Here is a 17,145-nt window from a genome sequence, read left to right as displayed (position 1 = left end):
CGATTATCTCTCCTAATTATCGCCGACAATTTTTGCAAGCCGCAGCAGATTTGAGCTTATATTCAACCGCGCAGCCTTCGCCGCGGCTAAATTAACGTATAGCTGAATCTTACCGTCCTTATTAATCATGCTTACCAAACCGCCTGAATCCAGAAATTCTTGATCTTCCCCCATAGTCAAAACAGGGTGTGATTTTATATCGATAAAAACTTGTAACAGTAAGTTTTTCGCTAATTCACTGATAAATAACACATGACATTGCGTTAAATTACGCAATCGGTCGGCGTAGATAATTTTAATCGTCCTAACTCCAACATTTTTGCCGTTGATAGACTCAAAGGATTGCTGCACAACATTATCGCCTACCAAACATACATTCAACGAATCGCCCGATTCTGCAAATGTCTGCTCCGGCCATTGGGTGAATCTGGCAAAGTTTAACGTTAGTGCGGCCAACACCGTATATTGTTCCATTGCCTGTGGTGCGGCAATAGCTATAGGCGCAGTAACTAAACATACCGAAACCGCTAAATATCGAATCAGCTTTTCCATGTTATTCGTGCGGCAAGGTAACATTCAAACTTATTAGATTGGTTTGCAAAATATTATTCAGCCGGCATCAAGATTTATGTATACCTACTAATTTAAATGATTCAAAAACTCCAACTGACTTTACCGTACATACCACGATCGATTAATGTTGGCATAACCATATTTTCTTGTTGATATTCCAAATGGCTTGATGTAAACAAATTTTGCCCTACTAATGACAACTCCACCTCATGAACCGGCCGCCAAGCCAGGCGAGCATCCATCGTCACGTAATTCTTAATGTGGTTCATACCATAGACTGTCGCACTGGTATTTTCGTCAACATACTTTAACCACAAATCAAAATCCAAGTCCTTGCTTACCGATAATGCACTGCGTAGGCTCACCCGCTGTTGCGGACTAGTGCCGAATGGGGGCGATGTATCTTGCATATCGGTTTTCAATAAACTGTAATTGGCATCCCAACGCCACCAATCCAGCATTTGCCAAACGGTGGCTACCTCAAATCCATAGGTCTTGGCTTTATAGTCGTTGCCCAAGGGTACCGGCTGTACCACGACGAAGCGCGTGGGGTCGAAGTAATAAGCAACTGGGGTTGGATAACGCAAGTTTTTGTAATCGTTATAAAATCCGGTAATATCGATCGACAACGATTTTATAAACGTCGTTCGATAACCCAGTTCGTAAGCAATCACATCCTCCGTGCGAAAATTACGGGTTCCTTGCAAATTCACCTCGGTTGGGAACGGGTTCAACGCGGAAGGCGGCACCACTGTTTGCAGTAAGGTCATATTGTGCTCGGCGCGTGACGGTGTCCGCACCGCCCGTGACACCGCTCCCCATATACGATGTTGAGAATGAGGTGTCCACATTAAGCGTGCGGTAGGTTGCCCCTCAAATCCGCTGTAGTCGTTATGTTCGAGTTTGGTGCCTAAGGTTAACCACAATTTTTGATCGATCAACTCCATTTCATCCTGCACGAAGGTGCTGAATAATTGATCGTTACGACTTGTAGGGCTCAGGCTCAGCAATCTGCCTGCGCGCGTGTCGTCGTGGGTGTACTGATAACCGAAGCCCCAGATGACTTCGTTGTTATCAAGCAAGCTAAATCGGTGCTGAAAATCCAAGTCCAGGGTATTCCTGCCCTCGCTGAACCAAGCCTCGTTGCGCCGGTAGTAATCGTAATAGAGTTGTAGGGAATAATCCGAGCTGGTTGAAACAGTGTGTTGCCAACGGCCAAGAATATTGCCACCGTACGTTTCAGCTTTGTCGCGAAAAGTATCGGTATATGGAGCTGCAATCTGCGGAATCGTTATCGTTTGATTGAGATGGCTGTGATACAAGTCGCCTTGTAGTTTTAGTTCGTCTTTTAATGTCAAATTGGAATCTATTCGAAAACCGCCTTGGGCTTTGTCCCAATCGTCGCCGGCGCCGGCGCCAAGGGCGTTGGTGTTCTCGTCGCGTTTGAAGCCTTTAACGTAAGCCCTTCCAGTGGTATCTTCGCCTAACTGCGCACCATAGCGTAAAGCCCCAAAGCCTTGCTCCTCGGTACCGCCGCCTCCTGTCAGCAAGCCGCCTTCGGTTTTTGAGGAATGCTTGGTGATGATGTTGATAACACCATTGACCGCGTTCGCACCCCAAAGCGTTGCTCCTGGTCCTCTGATCACCTCTATTCTTTCCACATCTTCCAGCATTACATCCTGGTTTTCCCAATAAACGCCGGAAAAGGAACGGGTATAAGTATTGCGGCCATCGATTAACACCAATAGCTTATTGGCAAATCGACTGTTAAAGCCGCGCGCGCTCACCGCCCATTTATTTGAGTCTATTCTTGCCACATCCAAACCCGGCGCCATCCGTAACGCTTCCGGGATGCTGGTCGCACCGGTGCGTTTGATGTCATCGTGAGTAATCACAAATATAGCAGCCGCGGAATCGTTTAAGGCTTGCGCTTTCTTGGAAACTGAAGTGACTTCAACATTTAGCAAATCTTCTACATTTAGCTCAAGTACGTCTTCAGATGCGGCCTGCAAGGCGCAGGGGTGACTAGTCAACAATAAAAATCCGGCAATATATTTTTTCATAGGGGGGCATATGAGCAGCGCTTTTAGTAATCCAATGTCTATTAACCAATAATTCAGAATGGTTAGATTCCGATAGGTGGTTTTGACTATCAACCGGCCTTTAATCAACAGCGACGGACATTCCCACAGATTGGGGAGCCGTATAGACCACGACGAGAATCCAATTAGGATTCGGCGGAACGGCAATATTTGAGGGCCGGGTTAAGCATAAAAATTAGCGTGTAATGACTGTTTCGATATTCGCTTAAGCTATGGGCAAGTCTAGTTCAATTATTGAATTCGGACAGATGATGAGGCAGGCGTGGCATACGCCGGCATCCGTGCCCAGCCAAGCCGGAAAAATTGCGCCGACTCAGCCGGCGGAAAATTACGTGGAATCTTTGATTCAGGCCAGGAAATTAAGCTGCTGTACGCTGCCGGCTTTGCCTTGTTCAGTTAAATAGATGCCGCTACTCGCGATTTCTCCCAATGCTTGATTGGCCGTATCTTTCAATTGAAACGGCGTAGTCAAATGACCTAAGTAAATCGCGCCGACATGTTTATCGCCCAGTGCCAATAATTGCTGCGAACCGTCATCATGACGTTGCCAGATTCGCAGTTGCTTGTAGATGGCATCGCCGGCATCGATAAACTGATTTTTATCGTCGTCGTAAGCCGCTAAATCCGCAAAGCCGTTACCGCTTCTCGGACCGAACAATTCCGAACCGTCGTTAATGAGACCATCCTGGTTTTTGTCCAATGCCAACATACCGCTGCCGGCTTTCAAGCCGGAAATTTGATCCAAACTACCATCGGCATCGATATCGAATTGAAACCGGGTTCCGCTTAGTTCCGCGGCAGTGCCGTCGAAATTGATGACCAATGGATCGGTTTTCACCGCATCGCCCGCGCGGATACTCAGATTGGATTCGGTGTAAAAGCTGCGGCTCATGGACAAGGACACCGAAAAACTCAGCGTTTGCCCATCCTTGGTGGTAATACTGCCTTCGGCGCTAAAACTGGTCGTTTCGCTTTCGAAATAAGACTCGGATTTTTGATATACCAGCCCATACCCTTCACGCTCCGGGGCGGGTGTTGCCGGTGCTTGCTCCGGCGCCTGAATAGTCACTGAATCGGCTTGCGCCTTTAGTTGCTCCGGTGCGAATAATTCAAAATCCCGGCCGGTGATCTCTTTGACCATGCGTCGAATGATTTGCAGCAACAGATTATCTTTGGAACTAAGTGATGTATCGGTATCCAGGGTTTGGGTTGCGGTCGCGGACGTTTGCGCCGATTGGCTTAGATCAAGGCTATCTTGAATTGCCTCGCGTGCCGTTTGGGAACGGTGCTTTCGCACTTTATCGAGATTATCTTCCGGCTTATCGATCCAGACCCGCAACGATTCGCTGCGTTGGCTAATCTGTTGCGCTTGATGTTGGCTTTGCAGGTGGACGGCGGAATTCTGGATAATCATGGCAACCCCCATAGCTCGACTGATTTGAGCTAAATATCGGCTGCCGGCCTGGAATATTAAATATTTAGTTTGTCTTCTATTTTTTGTTTGTAGTTTAGGAAATGGGCGGCCTGTAATTGTTCATTTCGGTCTGTGCCCAACAGACGACAAGGCACGTCTATTTCAGTAATGTGAAACGGATAGTCGTCGTGGTTTTTCCGATAACCCAGTATGTGGGCGCGAATCGGTTTAAAGCTGTCGGCGTTGGTGACGGAAAACTTGTGTTCGTTACAGTAGATCGCGATAGCGCCGTTTTCCTCAGTCGCTATCCGGACTCTTAGATCCATGACACTGCCGCCTAGTTTGACCGGCACGGCCTGACAAGACAGCACTCCCGCCGAGTTTCGCTGAATTTCATAAAATTTGACACTCAAGCCATCCGGCAATTGCGCGCGCGCCAGCAGGGTTTCCAAAAACACCGAGTAGTGGGTGACGACGTGCTCGGGATTGGCATTGCTGTGTTGATGGACGAACAATGCGCCTTTTTCATCGAGTACGTAAACACCCACATGTTTACTAGTTGCGTGATAAAAAACCTGAATCACATCCGCCAAATTCTGCGCATATAAAGACGGAATATAGGTTTGATCCATTACGTAGGCATCAAAAAATACTGCGGAAAATTGCGGATTGGGTTTGGCTAATTCATGCAGCAGTTGGTTTTGGGTGTCCAGCCGATAATAGCCCAGGCTGCCGTTTCTAAGTTGGAACAAACCATAACCCGTCTCGGCTGCCACAATATAGCGCTGCAAGCCATCCCGGCCGGATGCGAAAAACTTCAGCAAATTGCCGAACAAGGCTTCGATGCGCAAGATGATGCTTCTGCCGCGCACCGGGTTGTAACACAAGGCCTGGAGTTTATCGGCGGATAAAGGCGCAGCGCTGTTATTGAACACATCGACGAGGCAGTTAAAAACACCCTCTATGCCGATATAGCGTTGCAAGCTGGCCTCGCCCCAACTTGACACGGATAAGCGTTGGATACTTTGCACAAAGCACTGGCGGCTGTCACCGTAACTTAAGGGGTCTGAACGTTCGCTCATCACTAATTGCTGATTGTTCGCGTCAATGGCCAAACTTTCGCCCAGATTAATCAGCAACAATGACGACGAGATGCGATTAGGCTCACCGTAAATTTCCAGATCGTTCTCCCTGCCGGGCAAATAACGGCTTAGAAACGCATTCAACTCATTAAACAATTGATACAAATCATTATTGGCAATTTTAAGACTGGGGGTAACCAGTTGAAGATTGAGCGATTTTTTATATAAGCCGTTTACCACCGCCCAGCACAAAACTTCGAGCAAGCTTTCGCCGGATTTAATAGCGCTTTCCGGGGAGGCTTTCTGTGACGCTATTCTATCGTCATATAAACACCAGCGCGGCGGCGCGTCGTCAGCGAGGACTTCGACAACGACCAGCAGATCGGGTTTGGCATGGACAGTGGTTCGGGTTGTTAGCACTTCAATTTTGTCGGGGCGTAAATCCAGCGTCGCCCGCAATTTCCGGCCAATCAATTTCAAGTCTCTGTTTTCGCGTTGTGCCTGATCCAAAGGCAAACCGGAAAACTTTAAAATCATCCGCAGGCATTGTTGCAGTTGATCGCGAATCACCACATGCTCAACGCTGGCTTTCTTGATATCCCAAAATTTTTGACTGGCCAAATTGTCCAACAAATCGTCCGGCCATTGCCATTGGTTTGCCACGCTGTGTAGATAATCTTCACGTTGCAACCGCACCCTGTTTTCCGTGAGATTTTCGGAAGCGGCCATGATTTTCATGTAGAAACATTCCCGAATCAGGTTCAAACGCCGCTTGGACTGCGCCTGACGCAGATAGTCATCCACTTTGCGGTACATCAATAAGTAAGGATCCAGGCTTTCGACACTGAAATCGCCTTGATATACCGCCTGTTTTAATGACAAACACAGCCACTGCGGTTCGGGAAATTCACTGGCATAGCTTTCCATCAGCAGCAACTTCAACAAGGACTTATGCGGGGAGGTCAAGGACTTATATATATGCCAGAGCGTAGCGCTGACGAATTCCGCCATCGGCATATCTTGCAGTCCGCCGAAATCGACAACGTCCGTTTCCGAGACGAACCGGTTCTCCAGCAAATGCGCAACATATTGCTTATAGTATTTTTCCTGTTGCGGCGGTACCAACCACCAGACCGGCACCCGCCCGGCAATGTATATCGAGGTACGGTAAAACTCTTCCAACAACAAATAATGTTGGGTTTCGCCGCTGCTCTCTTTGGAGATCGGCGTATTTTCGCCGCGCAAAAACTGCGTGGCATCGACCAGAAAAAAATGCGTCTCGATTTTTAAGGTCGCCGCCCATTTTTCCACTTCCTGGGCTTTTTGCCGCAATTCGTTTAATTCATCTGGTGCCAAAGTAGATGAATGACAAAGCCAAATATCGATATCGCTATTTTTTGAAAACGCCATACTACCGACGCTACCCATTAAAAAAATAGCCTGAATGGGGTAATGTCTTAAGGCCTTGCGCTTGTAGACAAAGCCTTTGGAAAACTGCTTGGCCACATCGGTGGTTTGCTTATTGGGGGTGTAATCTGGAATACCGGCCGGGCCTTCCAACGATACGAATCCGGGTAACAAGGGATGGTTTTGATGAAACAGTAAAGGCAGCAGCTTCAGGAAATCTTGCTGGCGCGGCTGCAGAAAACTTTGTACATGTTGCAAACGCAACTGGTTGAAGTGCTTGAAACGTTGGGCGACCGCATATAGATCTTTTTTGCTGATCTCTTCGCCCGGCGCGCCTAAATGGATGGGTAGAAATCGATTGGTCAAAGTTGCCGCGCCTAAATCAAGTGTGAGGTCAGTATAGAAGAATCAACTCGGCTTGTGAAAGTTAAGCTGGACGAAGCGCCCATTATCGTCGTCGAAGCTGGTAAAACGGGTCAAACAGGCGTGCGGCAAATCGATATGAAAACTTTGGGTAACCGGCAGTTTGAAGGCTTCTGCAAATAGCACTCTGATCACGCCGGCATGAGTAACAACCAGCACCCGGCGCCCGGCGTGCGCAGCCAATAAGTGCTCCCAGCCTTGCCTTACTCGGGCGGCGAATGTTTGGTAGCTTTCGGCACCAGGCGGGGTAAATTTCACCGGGTCTTTATAAAATGATGATAGCGCGTCGGGCCACCGGCTGGAAATTTGCTCGGCGGTTTGGCCTTCCCAAGCACCGAAATCGATTTCACACCATGCCGGTTCGATCAGTAACTCCAATTGCTGTTGTTCGCACCAGGCGGCAGCAAAGGATCGGCAGCGCCTCAGCGGCGAACTGATCACCGTATCCCACTGCCCTTCCCCGCATTGGCTATACATTTGCCGCCACCCGCGTTCGGTAAGCGGATCGTCTGTCACACCGCGATAATAAGAGCCGCCACGGGCTTCGCCGTGTCGCAGAAAATCTATTATGGTCGGCTGATTCATCGGGATTAGGTCGGCATCAGGTGTTCAAGGTATCCATCAAATCGATCATGAACTCCATTTCTTCGTCCTCGATCCGTTGCCATGCACTGAAGCCTAAGGCGTTCAGCACTCCGCCACCTTTTTCATCCCTATCCATCTCCAGTAATATTTTTTGGAAGTCGTCGCGGCGACTCTGCAATCTCGGACCTATCATCAGAGAATGGTAGATGACGCTAATTTGACTGCGTACCAATATCCGCAATTGCTTTTTTAGCATACCGGACAGATTGTCGTATGCCTCCGCCAGAATGATGCCTACATCCGCCTCGCCTTTCAGCAGATGTTTGGCCACCAAAACATGATTGTCCGATAACAGAGGGATGATATTGCCGGCATGCAAATCAGCGGGCTCCAACATGATCATCCCCATCAGGCGCACATCCGGATCGTCGGTGAATGCCACACGAGTATTCGGCTTTAAGTCGGCTACATCGTTGATATTGCTGTCGGCGTTAACGGCGATGATGGCTTCATCGGATTCGCCCTTGGCGCGTACCAGGGGCAAAAAACCTTTCTCTCTGACCAGCATGGCCGCATCGAAGGGGTTGGCGTAAATCAAATCGATCTTATCGGCTGCAATGGCCTGGTGCAGATCGTGATAATGATTGTACATTTCCAAATGGATGGCTTCGGCGCTCTGCTTTTGCAACCAAGTGTTGAAGATATACCAACCCGACAGACGGTCTGGGGCAAAATCCGGGCTAACTGTAAACATGTAAGACATGAGGCTCCCCAATTAAATAAGTGTCGGATACAGCGCGATGCATTCATCGACGTTACTGCGCGAGGGTTTGCGGCGCACCGAAGTAAAACCAACCACCTTACCACCGCGCACATTGGGAATGACCGTCGCTTTTACCCAATAATAACCGCCATCCTTACGTAAATTTTTGACGAATCCTTGCCATTTTTCACCGCGTAGCACCGTATCCCATAAGTCTTTAAAAGCGGCAGCCGGCATGTCCGGATGCCTGAGGATGCAATGCGGCGCGCCGAGTAACTCTGTTTCGGTATAGCCCGACATTTCAACGAATGCGCGATTGACGTGGCTGATGATACCGTCCGGCGTAGTCGTGGAAACAATCAACTTGCCGTCGGGGTATGGCGTTTCAAGCCCGGTGTACAACACTTTTCTGGATTTGCCATCGCAATAGGTAAGCGTTGCTTCCTGGTACTCGCCAACGATGTCTTCGGGTTTCATATCAACGATCATGATTTACTCCGGGTTGCCGGTTAGGGTTTACAGCATTTCGGAAATACTCTCCGCCGCGCGCTTCACGTCAAGGAAGATGAGTCCGAGTTTGGCGTTGGGTTTGGCCAGTACCGTAAGTACGGCTTCGTTACCGGCATAGGTCATCAACACGTAGCCCCTGGCACCTTTGATCAACACTTGTTCCAAATTGCCGCGATTTAATTCTTGAGCGGTTCTATCGCCCAAGGACAACATCGCCGCACTCATTGCGCCGACCCGGTCTTCGTCCATGCCGGCAGGTAACACCGACGCCATCATCAAACCGTCGGTGGAAATCACGCCGGAGGCTTCTATATCCGCCGAAGTACCGTTCAGCTCGGTTAAAACCGACGTCAGCATGTCTGCTTTCATAATGTAATTCCTCTTAACTATTGAGTGATGTTGGGATGCGCTTAATTGGCAGCATCAGCGGCTTTTGTTAAATAACGGGTAATTAAAGCCCAGGCCAAGGTTACAAACTCGGCCTGGTTAAAATGCGGTACGCCGGTAATCGCCAACACGAAACGGTGCTTACCGACGAACATCGGCCAAAAGCCGATTTGACTGTTACCGAAAGGATCGACAATGGCCCAGGCATGGCTGGATATGCCCATATTGTTTATCAGTAATCCGGAACGGCGTTTATGCACGGTCGCCAGTTCCGCGCTAAGCGCGGACAGTTCTTCGGCTACTTCATGTGGAAAGCCGCTGCAAGCCAGGTAAAACCCTTGGTCGTCTGCCAATAATACTTTGCCGCTTTCGGAAATCTTTCCCAACAAATCAGGCAAGATTGCCTCGAGCGCAGACTGTGGCGCCTGTAGAGGCGTATCGAGCCCCTGCACCCAACCCAGCTTTTGGCAGTACAACAGCAATTGCAAGGCCTTGTCCTCGTCGTCGATTTCCATCAATGCTTGCAACTGCGCGATATTGAGCGCTGGAGTTTGCTCCTGTTGCAGCAAGCGGATTAAAAACCGTCGAGGCTTATCGGTTTCCGGCGACGATATGGCGTAATAAGCGCCGGCAGGAGTGGGATACAGATACAGCCCATCAATCAATTCAAATCTTTCCATTGCGCTTACCCCGCCAAACCGGGATCCAGAGAATATAGCAAGGCTTGAACTAACAACGAGACATCGTTTTTTTCCCGCGCATCCACCGCAAAAACCGGCGGTTTCAAGCCAACGCCCTGCAATTGCACATGGTAGTCTTCTATTGAGGGCGTACTACTCAAATCCATTTGCGTCACCCCAATCGCTACGCTGGTATCGTTGATAAACTTACCGAACGCGTCCAGAAAAAACCGCATGTCCTGAAAAGGGTCCGCGCGCGTGTTGTCTAGCAATAAAATTAAGCCGATGCCGCCGTTGGTTAAAATATCCCACATGAAATCGAAACGCTCCTGGCCGGGAGTGCCATATAAGTGAATTTTTTCGCCGCCCGCCAAATTCATCACACCGTAGTCCATTGCCACCGTCGTCGATGCTTTACGATTTTTGGTCATATCACTGGCGGCCGCATCGGTTTTGACCGGGGGGACATCGCTAATAGCATTGATTGCAGTCGTTTTGCCGGCGCCCACGGGGCCCGTGAAAATAATTTTGTATTGACTCATCGAGATTCCTTATCGTTTGCTAAGCGCCGCGCAATTTGTTGAGAATTTTGCTTAATAAACCTTCATTTTTAGGCTTCTTGGTTTGTTCCACGGCAATGACCGCATCGACCTGACGTTCGCTCTGTTTCAATATACCTATCGTCTGACAGGCGCTAATAAACACAAATACATACTGCGGTTTGACATGTAACAGACCTGCGACTTCCAGCGGCGTTCTCGGTGCCTGAACCAGCAATGCGGCAATGCGCAAGGCATCCGGCGTGATGACCAGCCGGGTAAAATTCGGCCATCTTTCTAAGTAGACCGGCCGTTGAATATCCAGGCCTATCGGGAAGCGTCCCTTGGATGTCCAGATTGCCAATTTCCAGACAAAAGCGCCCATATCTTGAAACTTGTCCTCGGCGCGTTGAACGGCGGTTGTAGAATCGACTGCCGTCAAAATCATTTTGCCGACGGATCCTTTACCCAATGGCATTCCGGCAAATGCTCGGGTTTGTTTATCGTCGGCATCTACCCAGATTTCCTGATTTTCCGGAAAAATCGTCAAAGGTTTCCAAATCGAGCACAGTTGCAAGACGCGCGACTGCAAATTAGCCGTTTTATATGCCGACATTACGTAGCCCAAAAAATACTGCCGTGGGTCGTAACACGCTGTTAACAATTGCACCTCGTCGTCGAAATCGATATCACTTAGTGTTCCCAAAAACGCGGTGAAGCCGCCTTCGTTCAACTGCATCGCCGATTGATGTTTGCTGGCTTTATGATGTTCAGCGGAGTCGTCTGGTTTTGGCGCTTTAGACTTATTGACGTAAACATCCATAGTCATTTTTTTCGGCGTTTCTACCTTGGCCGGTTCCGGCAAATCGGGTGTTTTAGGTGCTGCTTGTGCAATTTTCGTGCGTTCGGCAACGGCTTTGCGAGCCTGGGCAACTGCCTTGATTTTATCGAGCACCGCCAGTATTTGTTCGACATTCACCGGCTTCTTAATGAAATAGGTGTTATCCAATTGCAGGTTTTGTAAGGACAATAATATTATCGGTCGGCCCGGTGCGGCAGCTTTTCTGGCATCCAGAATATCCCTGGCTTTTGGGTGATCCGCGTCGATCATATCAATATCGGCTTCGACATCCTCAACCACGACGGCAACCCCTCGGCAAGGCCCCTTCAGATACATCTCCATGGTTTTACAGGTGCGGCTATCCATGCCATGCAGAGCGATTCGAAATGACGTTTTATTCGGCTTGCTCATGATGCCTGTCCTTCAAAGTAGTTTGCCAATTCCAGCCATTCACCCTCTAGCACAATGCCAGAGTCGCTAAAGCGTTGCCGATTGATTTGAAAGCGCTCCCGGTTTTTTGTGGATTTATAAAGCTCTAACAAAGCCAGTTGTAAATCCGGACGATCATGATGAAGGTTGATGCCGGTTTCCAACACATCCATGGCCTGCTCAAGCTGGCTGTATTCGATAAAGTCATTGGCTAGCGCCAGAAAATCATGCTGGGTTTCTGTGTGCTGCCTGGACATGACCAGTTCGCGAGTACCCAATATGCCCTTGCTAAACAATGAATATCGATTACCTACCGGCTCCGGTCCCTTAGTTTTAAGCAAATCCTGATATTGCTGACCATGCAGTCGCGACTGACTAGCTTGTATCATACGGCGACTAATCGAATTCCCTTTCCCATCCAAAACGATGACTAAATCCAACAGCGCCGCGTAGAGTTGCTCGGACAGACGCCGGTCGTAACAAAAATAAATCCGTCGCAGATGCGTCAACAGATCTTTGGGATTTCGACTGATTTTGAAAACTATGGCGGTCAATGCTTGGCCGGCATCGTCATTGGGGCAGCTAAATAAGCTGAGTTCCCGGTCGTGCCAAAAGTCGGTTTCTTGCGGGCGCTCATCAGACGATGGTCCAGCAAACAGTCGGGAAAAGTATTGGGGCATGCCACCCTCCGAATCAAACGATGCTCGAAGGGTAGCAGTTAAAAAGCCAATTTCCAGAATTTAGTGGGGTATTTGTTGTCTTGCTTCACATATTGCCTGACGAACCGCTGCCGGTGCCGTACCGCCGATATGATTGCGGGCAGCGACCGAACCTTCCAGTTTTAGAATGTCGAAAACGTCAGCTGTAATCGTGCCGGAAAAGCCCTGCAACTCCGTGAGGGATAATTCCGACAGATCTCGCTCTGTTTGTAATCCCAGGCGCACAGCCTGGCCTACGACTTCATGGGCATCGCGGAAGGGCATACCTTTGCGAACCAAATAATCAGCCAAGTCGGTAGCGGTGGCGAATCCTCTTTTCGCCGCGTTATACATATTTTCGCGTTTGGCTTGAATGCGCGGCATCATATCGGCAAAGGCCCGCAGACAATTGATTAAGGTGTCGGCGGTATCGAACAAGGGTTCCTTGTCTTCCTGATTATCTTTGTTGTACGCCAAGGGCTGGCTTTTCATCAGCATCAATAAGGACACCAAATGCCCGGTGACCCGGCCGGATTTACCGCGCACCAGTTCCGGTACGTCCGGGTTTTTCTTTTGGGGCATGATTGAGGAGCCGGTGCAAAACGCATCGGGAATGTCGATAAAATTGAATTGCGCGCTGGCCCACAACACCAATTCTTCCGAGAATCTCGACAAATGCATCATGATTAAACTGCCGGCCGCCGCAAACTCAATCGCAAAATCGCGGTCGCTAACCGAATCCAAGGAGTTGTTCGACGGCCGGGAAAATCCCAATAATTCGGCGGTCATAAAACGGTCGATAGGATAACTGGTGCCGGCCAATGCCGCGGCGCCCAAGGGCATCACATTAAGGCGTTTACAGCAGTCTTGCAGACGCTCCTTATCCCGGCACAGCATCTCGAACCACGCCATCAGATGATGGCCGAATGTCACGGGCTGAGCGACTTGCAAATGGGTAAAACCCGGCATGATGGTGTCGGCTTCGCGTTCCGCCACATCCAATAAAGCGATTTGCAGGCGTTGCAACTGCGTCAATATTGTTTCAATTTCACTACGTAAATATAGTCTGATATCGGTCGCCACCTGGTCATTACGCGAACGACCGGTATGCAGTTTTTTGCCGGCAATCCCGATCAAATCGGTCAAGCGCGCTTCGATGTTCATGTGCACGTCTTCCTGCTTGATCGACCAGACAAACTCACCGCGTTCGATCTCGCCGCCGATTTGCATTAACCCGCTGCGAATATCGGCGAGCTCCTGCTCGGTCAGAATACCTATTTTGCACAGCATCGCCGCATGCGCCAACGAGCCTTGAATATCTTGCCGGGCCATACGCCGGTCAAAATTGACGGAAGCGGTAAATTCTTCGACAAAAGCATCGGTGGCTTCGGCAAAACGGGCGCTGGAAAGTTTTTCGGTGTTAACGGTGGTCATAAGCAATCAAACGGTAAATACAAAAGAAAAGGGAATTATACCGATGCTGCGGCTATCCACCTTGGGAATTGCACACTCACCAGCAAACCACCGAGTTGTTCGGAGCGGCTAATCTCCAGAGTACCCCCATAAAATACGGCGATGTCACGCACAATCGCCAAGCCTAGACCATGTCCCTGCACCGCTTCGTCCAGCCTTAAACCGCGCTTACTTAATTGCTGCATATCCTGCACCGAACAACCCGGGCCGTCGTCTTCGACACTAATGGTAATGCCGGCTCCATGTTCAACCGAGACTACGACCTGCTTATCAGCCCATTTGCAGGCGTTATCCAGCAAGTTACCGGTCAGCTCCAGCATGTCTTCCCGATCGAAATTGATTAATTGATCGGGAGCATCTACATGGATCATTAAATTTTTCTCCGCGTAAACATTTTGCAAAAGCATGACTAAGGCAGTGAGTTCTTGCTGCGGATTAAACACGCTGGCAGTTTGCATATTGCCGGAGATACGGGCGCGTTTTAATTCCCGCTCGATGCGCTCATGGATCGCTTGAGTTTGCTGTTGCAGCTGATTGCGCAGCTCCGGATGGTCATCCAGTTGCGAATTTTCAGCCAGACGAAACAGCATCGCCAACGGCGTTTTTAACGCATGTGCCAAATTGCCAATCGCCGTTCGCGATTGATGCAAGCGCCTCTCAACCAGCACTAACAAGCGATTGACTTCCGCAACTAAGGGTTTGATTTCCGCCGGCACTCTGGCTTGGATCTGTGACTGACGGCCATAGGCAATTTCCGCCAATTCATCCCGCGCCGCCTGCAATGGTTTCAGTGATCTGCGCACATCGTTACTTTGCAGGGCGATTGCTGTCAGCAGTACCATGGCTGTCAGTACCAGATAGGCGAGCCGAATGTGGTCTATATCGTGGCCAATATCACTCAAATCCTCCGCAATACTAATTGTGATTGCATGACCAAACCGCTCGAAACCTCGACTCAAGACCAGCAAAGGTTGCTGATGCGGCCCATCAGGAAAATGGAATTGTCTGGCGGTATTGACCGGCTCCGTGGCGAAAGGCAAAACCACATCTTGCAGCGATTTTGAATAATAGGCTTTTCCCTCAACCTGGATAACGAAATAGTGACCGGAATACGCCTGTCCGTATACGGTGCCGGCATGCGAGCTATCGAAGATCAGTTGTCCTTCCGCGTTAAGTTTCAAAGTATCGAGCAACGAATCGCCGTCGTGCTGTAAGCGAGTCAGCATTTGTTTTTCCGCCACGGAGCGAATCACCCAATCTGCTGCCAACCAGTGCCCGGCAAACACCATGCTCAGGATAATAATCAGGCCACGATTGAGACGCTGGCGCAATGAGATCAAGGCTTCTCACCAAAGATATAGCCTTGCCCACGCCGGGTAGCGATCAGATCCTTACCCAATTTACGCCGTAACCGATTGATATACACTTCAATAACGTTGCTGGCGGGGTCGCCGTCGCATTCGTACACGTGCTCAAGTAAATGGGTTTTGGTGAGCAGCTTGCCGGGATGCAGCATGAAATAGCGCAGCAAACGAAACTCGATTGCCGTCAACTCGGCATGCTCAGCGCCATCCACGCTGACCGTTTGTCTATCTTCATCCAAGGTCAACCCGCAACCGCACAGTTGCGGTTGCATCATCCCGTGCATGCGCTTTAACAGAGCTTGGATGCGTGCCTGTAATTCCTCGATATGAAACGGCTTACCTAAATAGTCGTCGGCACCCACTTTAAACCCGTCGACTTTTTCATGCCAGGCGTCCCTCGCCGTCAGCACAATGACCGGCACATGATTGCCCGCCTGCCGCCAACGTCGCAGTACTTCTAGTCCGGGCATTTTCGGCAAACCTAAATCCAGGATGACGATATCGTAGGATTCAGTCATGCCTAAAAACTCGCCGCTTTCGCCATCCATGGCCAAATCGACCGCAAACCCGGCTCTTTCCAGGTCGGCTTTTAAGGATCGGGACAGGCCTGGATCATCTTCTACCAGCAATAGTCGCATAGTTGAGTCATAACAAAGGTTGGTTTCAAAGAGTTACTCGGAGAAAACTATTTTAACCCCGAACTTTTAAGATTGGATTTATCTCGGTTTTCTAAACTAGCCATATCCGCAACTAAGCATGCCTAGGTAAGTAACATGAATAACCAGAACACCATAGCGGTCTGGGACATTTTTATCCGTATTTTTCACTGGTCGTTGGTCCTTGCCTTTACTGTGGCCTATTTCACCAGCGAGGAAGAAAACGCTTGGCATATTTACGCCGGCTACGCGGTTTTTGGTCTGATTATCTTCCGCATTCTGTGGGGAATAATCGGCAGCCGCCATGCCCGTTTTAGCGATTTTGTTTGTTCGCCCAGCGCTGTTTACCAATATATTCGCGAACTGCGCGAAGGCTCAGCCAAGCACTATATCGGCCACAATCCTCTCGGTGGTTGGATGGTGGTTGCTTTGCTCTTTACACTGCTGATTGTCACTGTCAGTGGCTTAAAAGTATATGCAACAGAAGAAGGTCGCGGTCCGCTGGCCGGCAATCGCGCGACAATAACCTTGATCAGCGCCGCCCATGCGGAAGACGATGAAGATAGCGACAAAGAAGGAACGGAAAATCAAGACGAAGAATTTTGGGAAGACATTCATGAAGGTGCGACGAATTTTATGCTGGTATTAATTGCCCTGCATATAGCCGGTGTCATTATCTCCAGCAGGTTCCACCGCGAGAGCCTGGTTAAGGCAATGTTCACCGGAAAAAAGTCAAAGGAATGACAATAGAAACGTGAAACTTAACACAAATTTAATTTTAAATTTATTTTCCGCTGTTATAAATCCCCGACTTTAAGTTGCCTGACGATCTGAAATCTGCTGTTCGAGTTAGGCAACTCACTACATGCCGCGCGGCAAAACTATTTTAACTCCCGATTTTTTAGAACCCCATAGGGCATTATTTGGGCTTATTAAAATCGGGAATTTACTTTGATGTAATTAATTCTTACGCCGCCAGTTTCATTGCTAGCTTAGGTCAGTTTACACACCACTAATCAATAGGGAACACACAATGAAAAAGATGACTCTCTTATTGCCATTGCTAGCGCTTGGCTCTGCCGCCGAGGCGAGCAACATCAGGGGCTCTTTAGGCAATTTTGATGCGATGAATCGCACCGGCGAAATCGTATACGGTATCGAAATAGAATTAGACGATTGTCACAGCAAAGACGTGATCAGGAGAAATAGTCAAATCTGG

Annotated in this window: 17 protein-coding genes; 2 read left to right on the top strand and 15 right to left on the bottom strand. The window is 49.2% G+C overall.

Features of this window, described 5'->3' with window-relative positions; genetic code table 11:
• Positions 1-12: 12 nt before the first annotated feature.
• The 15 genes from A1332_RS09525 to A1332_RS09455 form a co-directional block, all read right to left on the bottom strand.
• Positions 13-552: a YfiR family protein gene (locus tag A1332_RS09525; RefSeq protein ID WP_197491431.1), complete on the bottom strand. Its 540-nt coding sequence runs from the start codon at positions 550-552 to the stop codon at positions 13-15.
• 101 nt (positions 553-653) lie between these two features.
• Positions 654-2,636: a TonB-dependent receptor plug domain-containing protein gene (locus A1332_RS09520; RefSeq protein WP_064008262.1), complete on the bottom strand. Its 1,983-nt coding sequence runs from the start codon at positions 2,634-2,636 to the stop codon at positions 654-656.
• Positions 2,637-3,021: 385 nt separating this feature from the next.
• A complete protein-coding gene (locus A1332_RS09515) occupies positions 3,022-4,089 on the bottom strand; it encodes a hypothetical protein (protein ID WP_064008289.1) in 1,068 nt (355 codons plus the stop codon).
• A 56-nt stretch (positions 4,090-4,145) separates the two neighbouring features.
• Positions 4,146-6,944, bottom strand: a complete 2,799-nt coding sequence (locus A1332_RS09510) for a class I adenylate cyclase (protein WP_064008261.1) — start codon at positions 6,942-6,944, stop codon at positions 4,146-4,148.
• Positions 6,945-6,986: 42 nt separating this feature from the next.
• A complete protein-coding gene (locus A1332_RS09505; protein WP_064008260.1) occupies positions 6,987-7,586 on the bottom strand; it encodes a histidine phosphatase family protein in 600 nt (199 codons plus the stop codon).
• Positions 7,587-7,602: 16 nt separating this feature from the next.
• Positions 7,603-8,349: a phosphate/phosphite/phosphonate ABC transporter substrate-binding protein gene (locus A1332_RS09500; RefSeq protein ID WP_064008259.1), complete on the bottom strand. Its 747-nt coding sequence runs from the start codon at positions 8,347-8,349 to the stop codon at positions 7,603-7,605.
• Between the two features lie 12 nt (positions 8,350-8,361).
• Positions 8,362-8,838, bottom strand: coding sequence for a PAS domain-containing protein (locus A1332_RS09495; protein ID WP_064008258.1), 477 nt, complete (start codon positions 8,836-8,838; stop codon positions 8,362-8,364).
• Positions 8,839-8,865: 27 nt separating this feature from the next.
• Positions 8,866-9,228: a roadblock/LC7 domain-containing protein gene (locus tag A1332_RS09490; protein ID WP_020481940.1), complete on the bottom strand. Its 363-nt coding sequence runs from the start codon at positions 9,226-9,228 to the stop codon at positions 8,866-8,868.
• 41 nt (positions 9,229-9,269) lie between these two features.
• Positions 9,270-9,926, bottom strand: a complete 657-nt coding sequence (locus tag A1332_RS09485) for a hypothetical protein (protein ID WP_064008257.1) — start codon at positions 9,924-9,926, stop codon at positions 9,270-9,272.
• A gap of 5 nt (positions 9,927-9,931) precedes the next feature.
• The gene (locus A1332_RS09480; protein WP_020481942.1) at positions 9,932-10,468 is read right to left on the bottom strand and encodes a GTP-binding protein; all 537 of its coding nucleotides are present in this window, start codon (positions 10,466-10,468) and stop codon (positions 9,932-9,934) included.
• 19 nt (positions 10,469-10,487) lie between these two features.
• Positions 10,488-11,717, bottom strand: coding sequence for a hypothetical protein (locus A1332_RS09475; protein WP_064008256.1), 1,230 nt, complete (start codon positions 11,715-11,717; stop codon positions 10,488-10,490).
• Complete coding sequence (locus A1332_RS09470; protein ID WP_064008255.1) at positions 11,714-12,415, bottom strand: FimV family protein; 702 nt, start codon at positions 12,413-12,415, stop codon at positions 11,714-11,716. Before A1332_RS09470 ends, A1332_RS09475 begins: the two co-directional genes overlap by 4 nt.
• Positions 12,416-12,475: 60 nt before the next feature.
• Positions 12,476-13,867 (bottom strand): argininosuccinate lyase, encoded by a 1,392-nt coding sequence (argH, locus tag A1332_RS09465; RefSeq protein WP_064008254.1) that lies wholly within the window; start codon positions 13,865-13,867, stop codon positions 12,476-12,478.
• A gap of 35 nt (positions 13,868-13,902) precedes the next feature.
• Positions 13,903-15,246, bottom strand: coding sequence for a sensor histidine kinase (locus A1332_RS09460; RefSeq protein ID WP_064008253.1), 1,344 nt, complete (start codon positions 15,244-15,246; stop codon positions 13,903-13,905).
• The gene (locus A1332_RS09455) at positions 15,243-15,908 is read right to left on the bottom strand and encodes a response regulator transcription factor (RefSeq protein ID WP_064008252.1); all 666 of its coding nucleotides are present in this window, start codon (positions 15,906-15,908) and stop codon (positions 15,243-15,245) included. Before A1332_RS09455 ends, A1332_RS09460 begins: the two co-directional genes overlap by 4 nt.
• 135 nt (positions 15,909-16,043) lie before the next feature.
• Between A1332_RS09455 and A1332_RS09450 the strand changes: the two genes are divergently transcribed.
• Together A1332_RS09450 and A1332_RS25950 are read left to right on the top strand one after the other, a co-directional pair.
• The gene (locus A1332_RS09450; RefSeq protein WP_064008251.1) at positions 16,044-16,670 is read left to right on the top strand and encodes a cytochrome b/b6 domain-containing protein; all 627 of its coding nucleotides are present in this window, start codon (positions 16,044-16,046) and stop codon (positions 16,668-16,670) included.
• Between the two features lie 289 nt (positions 16,671-16,959).
• On the top strand, positions 16,960-17,145 hold a 186-nt coding region (locus tag A1332_RS25950), incomplete at its 3' end, for a hypothetical protein (protein ID WP_231890254.1).

Source organism: Methylomonas methanica, from assembly GCF_001644035.1.
In the GTDB taxonomy this organism is placed as follows: Bacteria; Pseudomonadota; Gammaproteobacteria; order Methylococcales; family Methylomonadaceae; genus Methylomonas; species Methylomonas methanica_A.
Note: the sequence above shows the minus strand (reverse complement) of the source record. Positions and strands in the feature narration are given on the sequence as shown.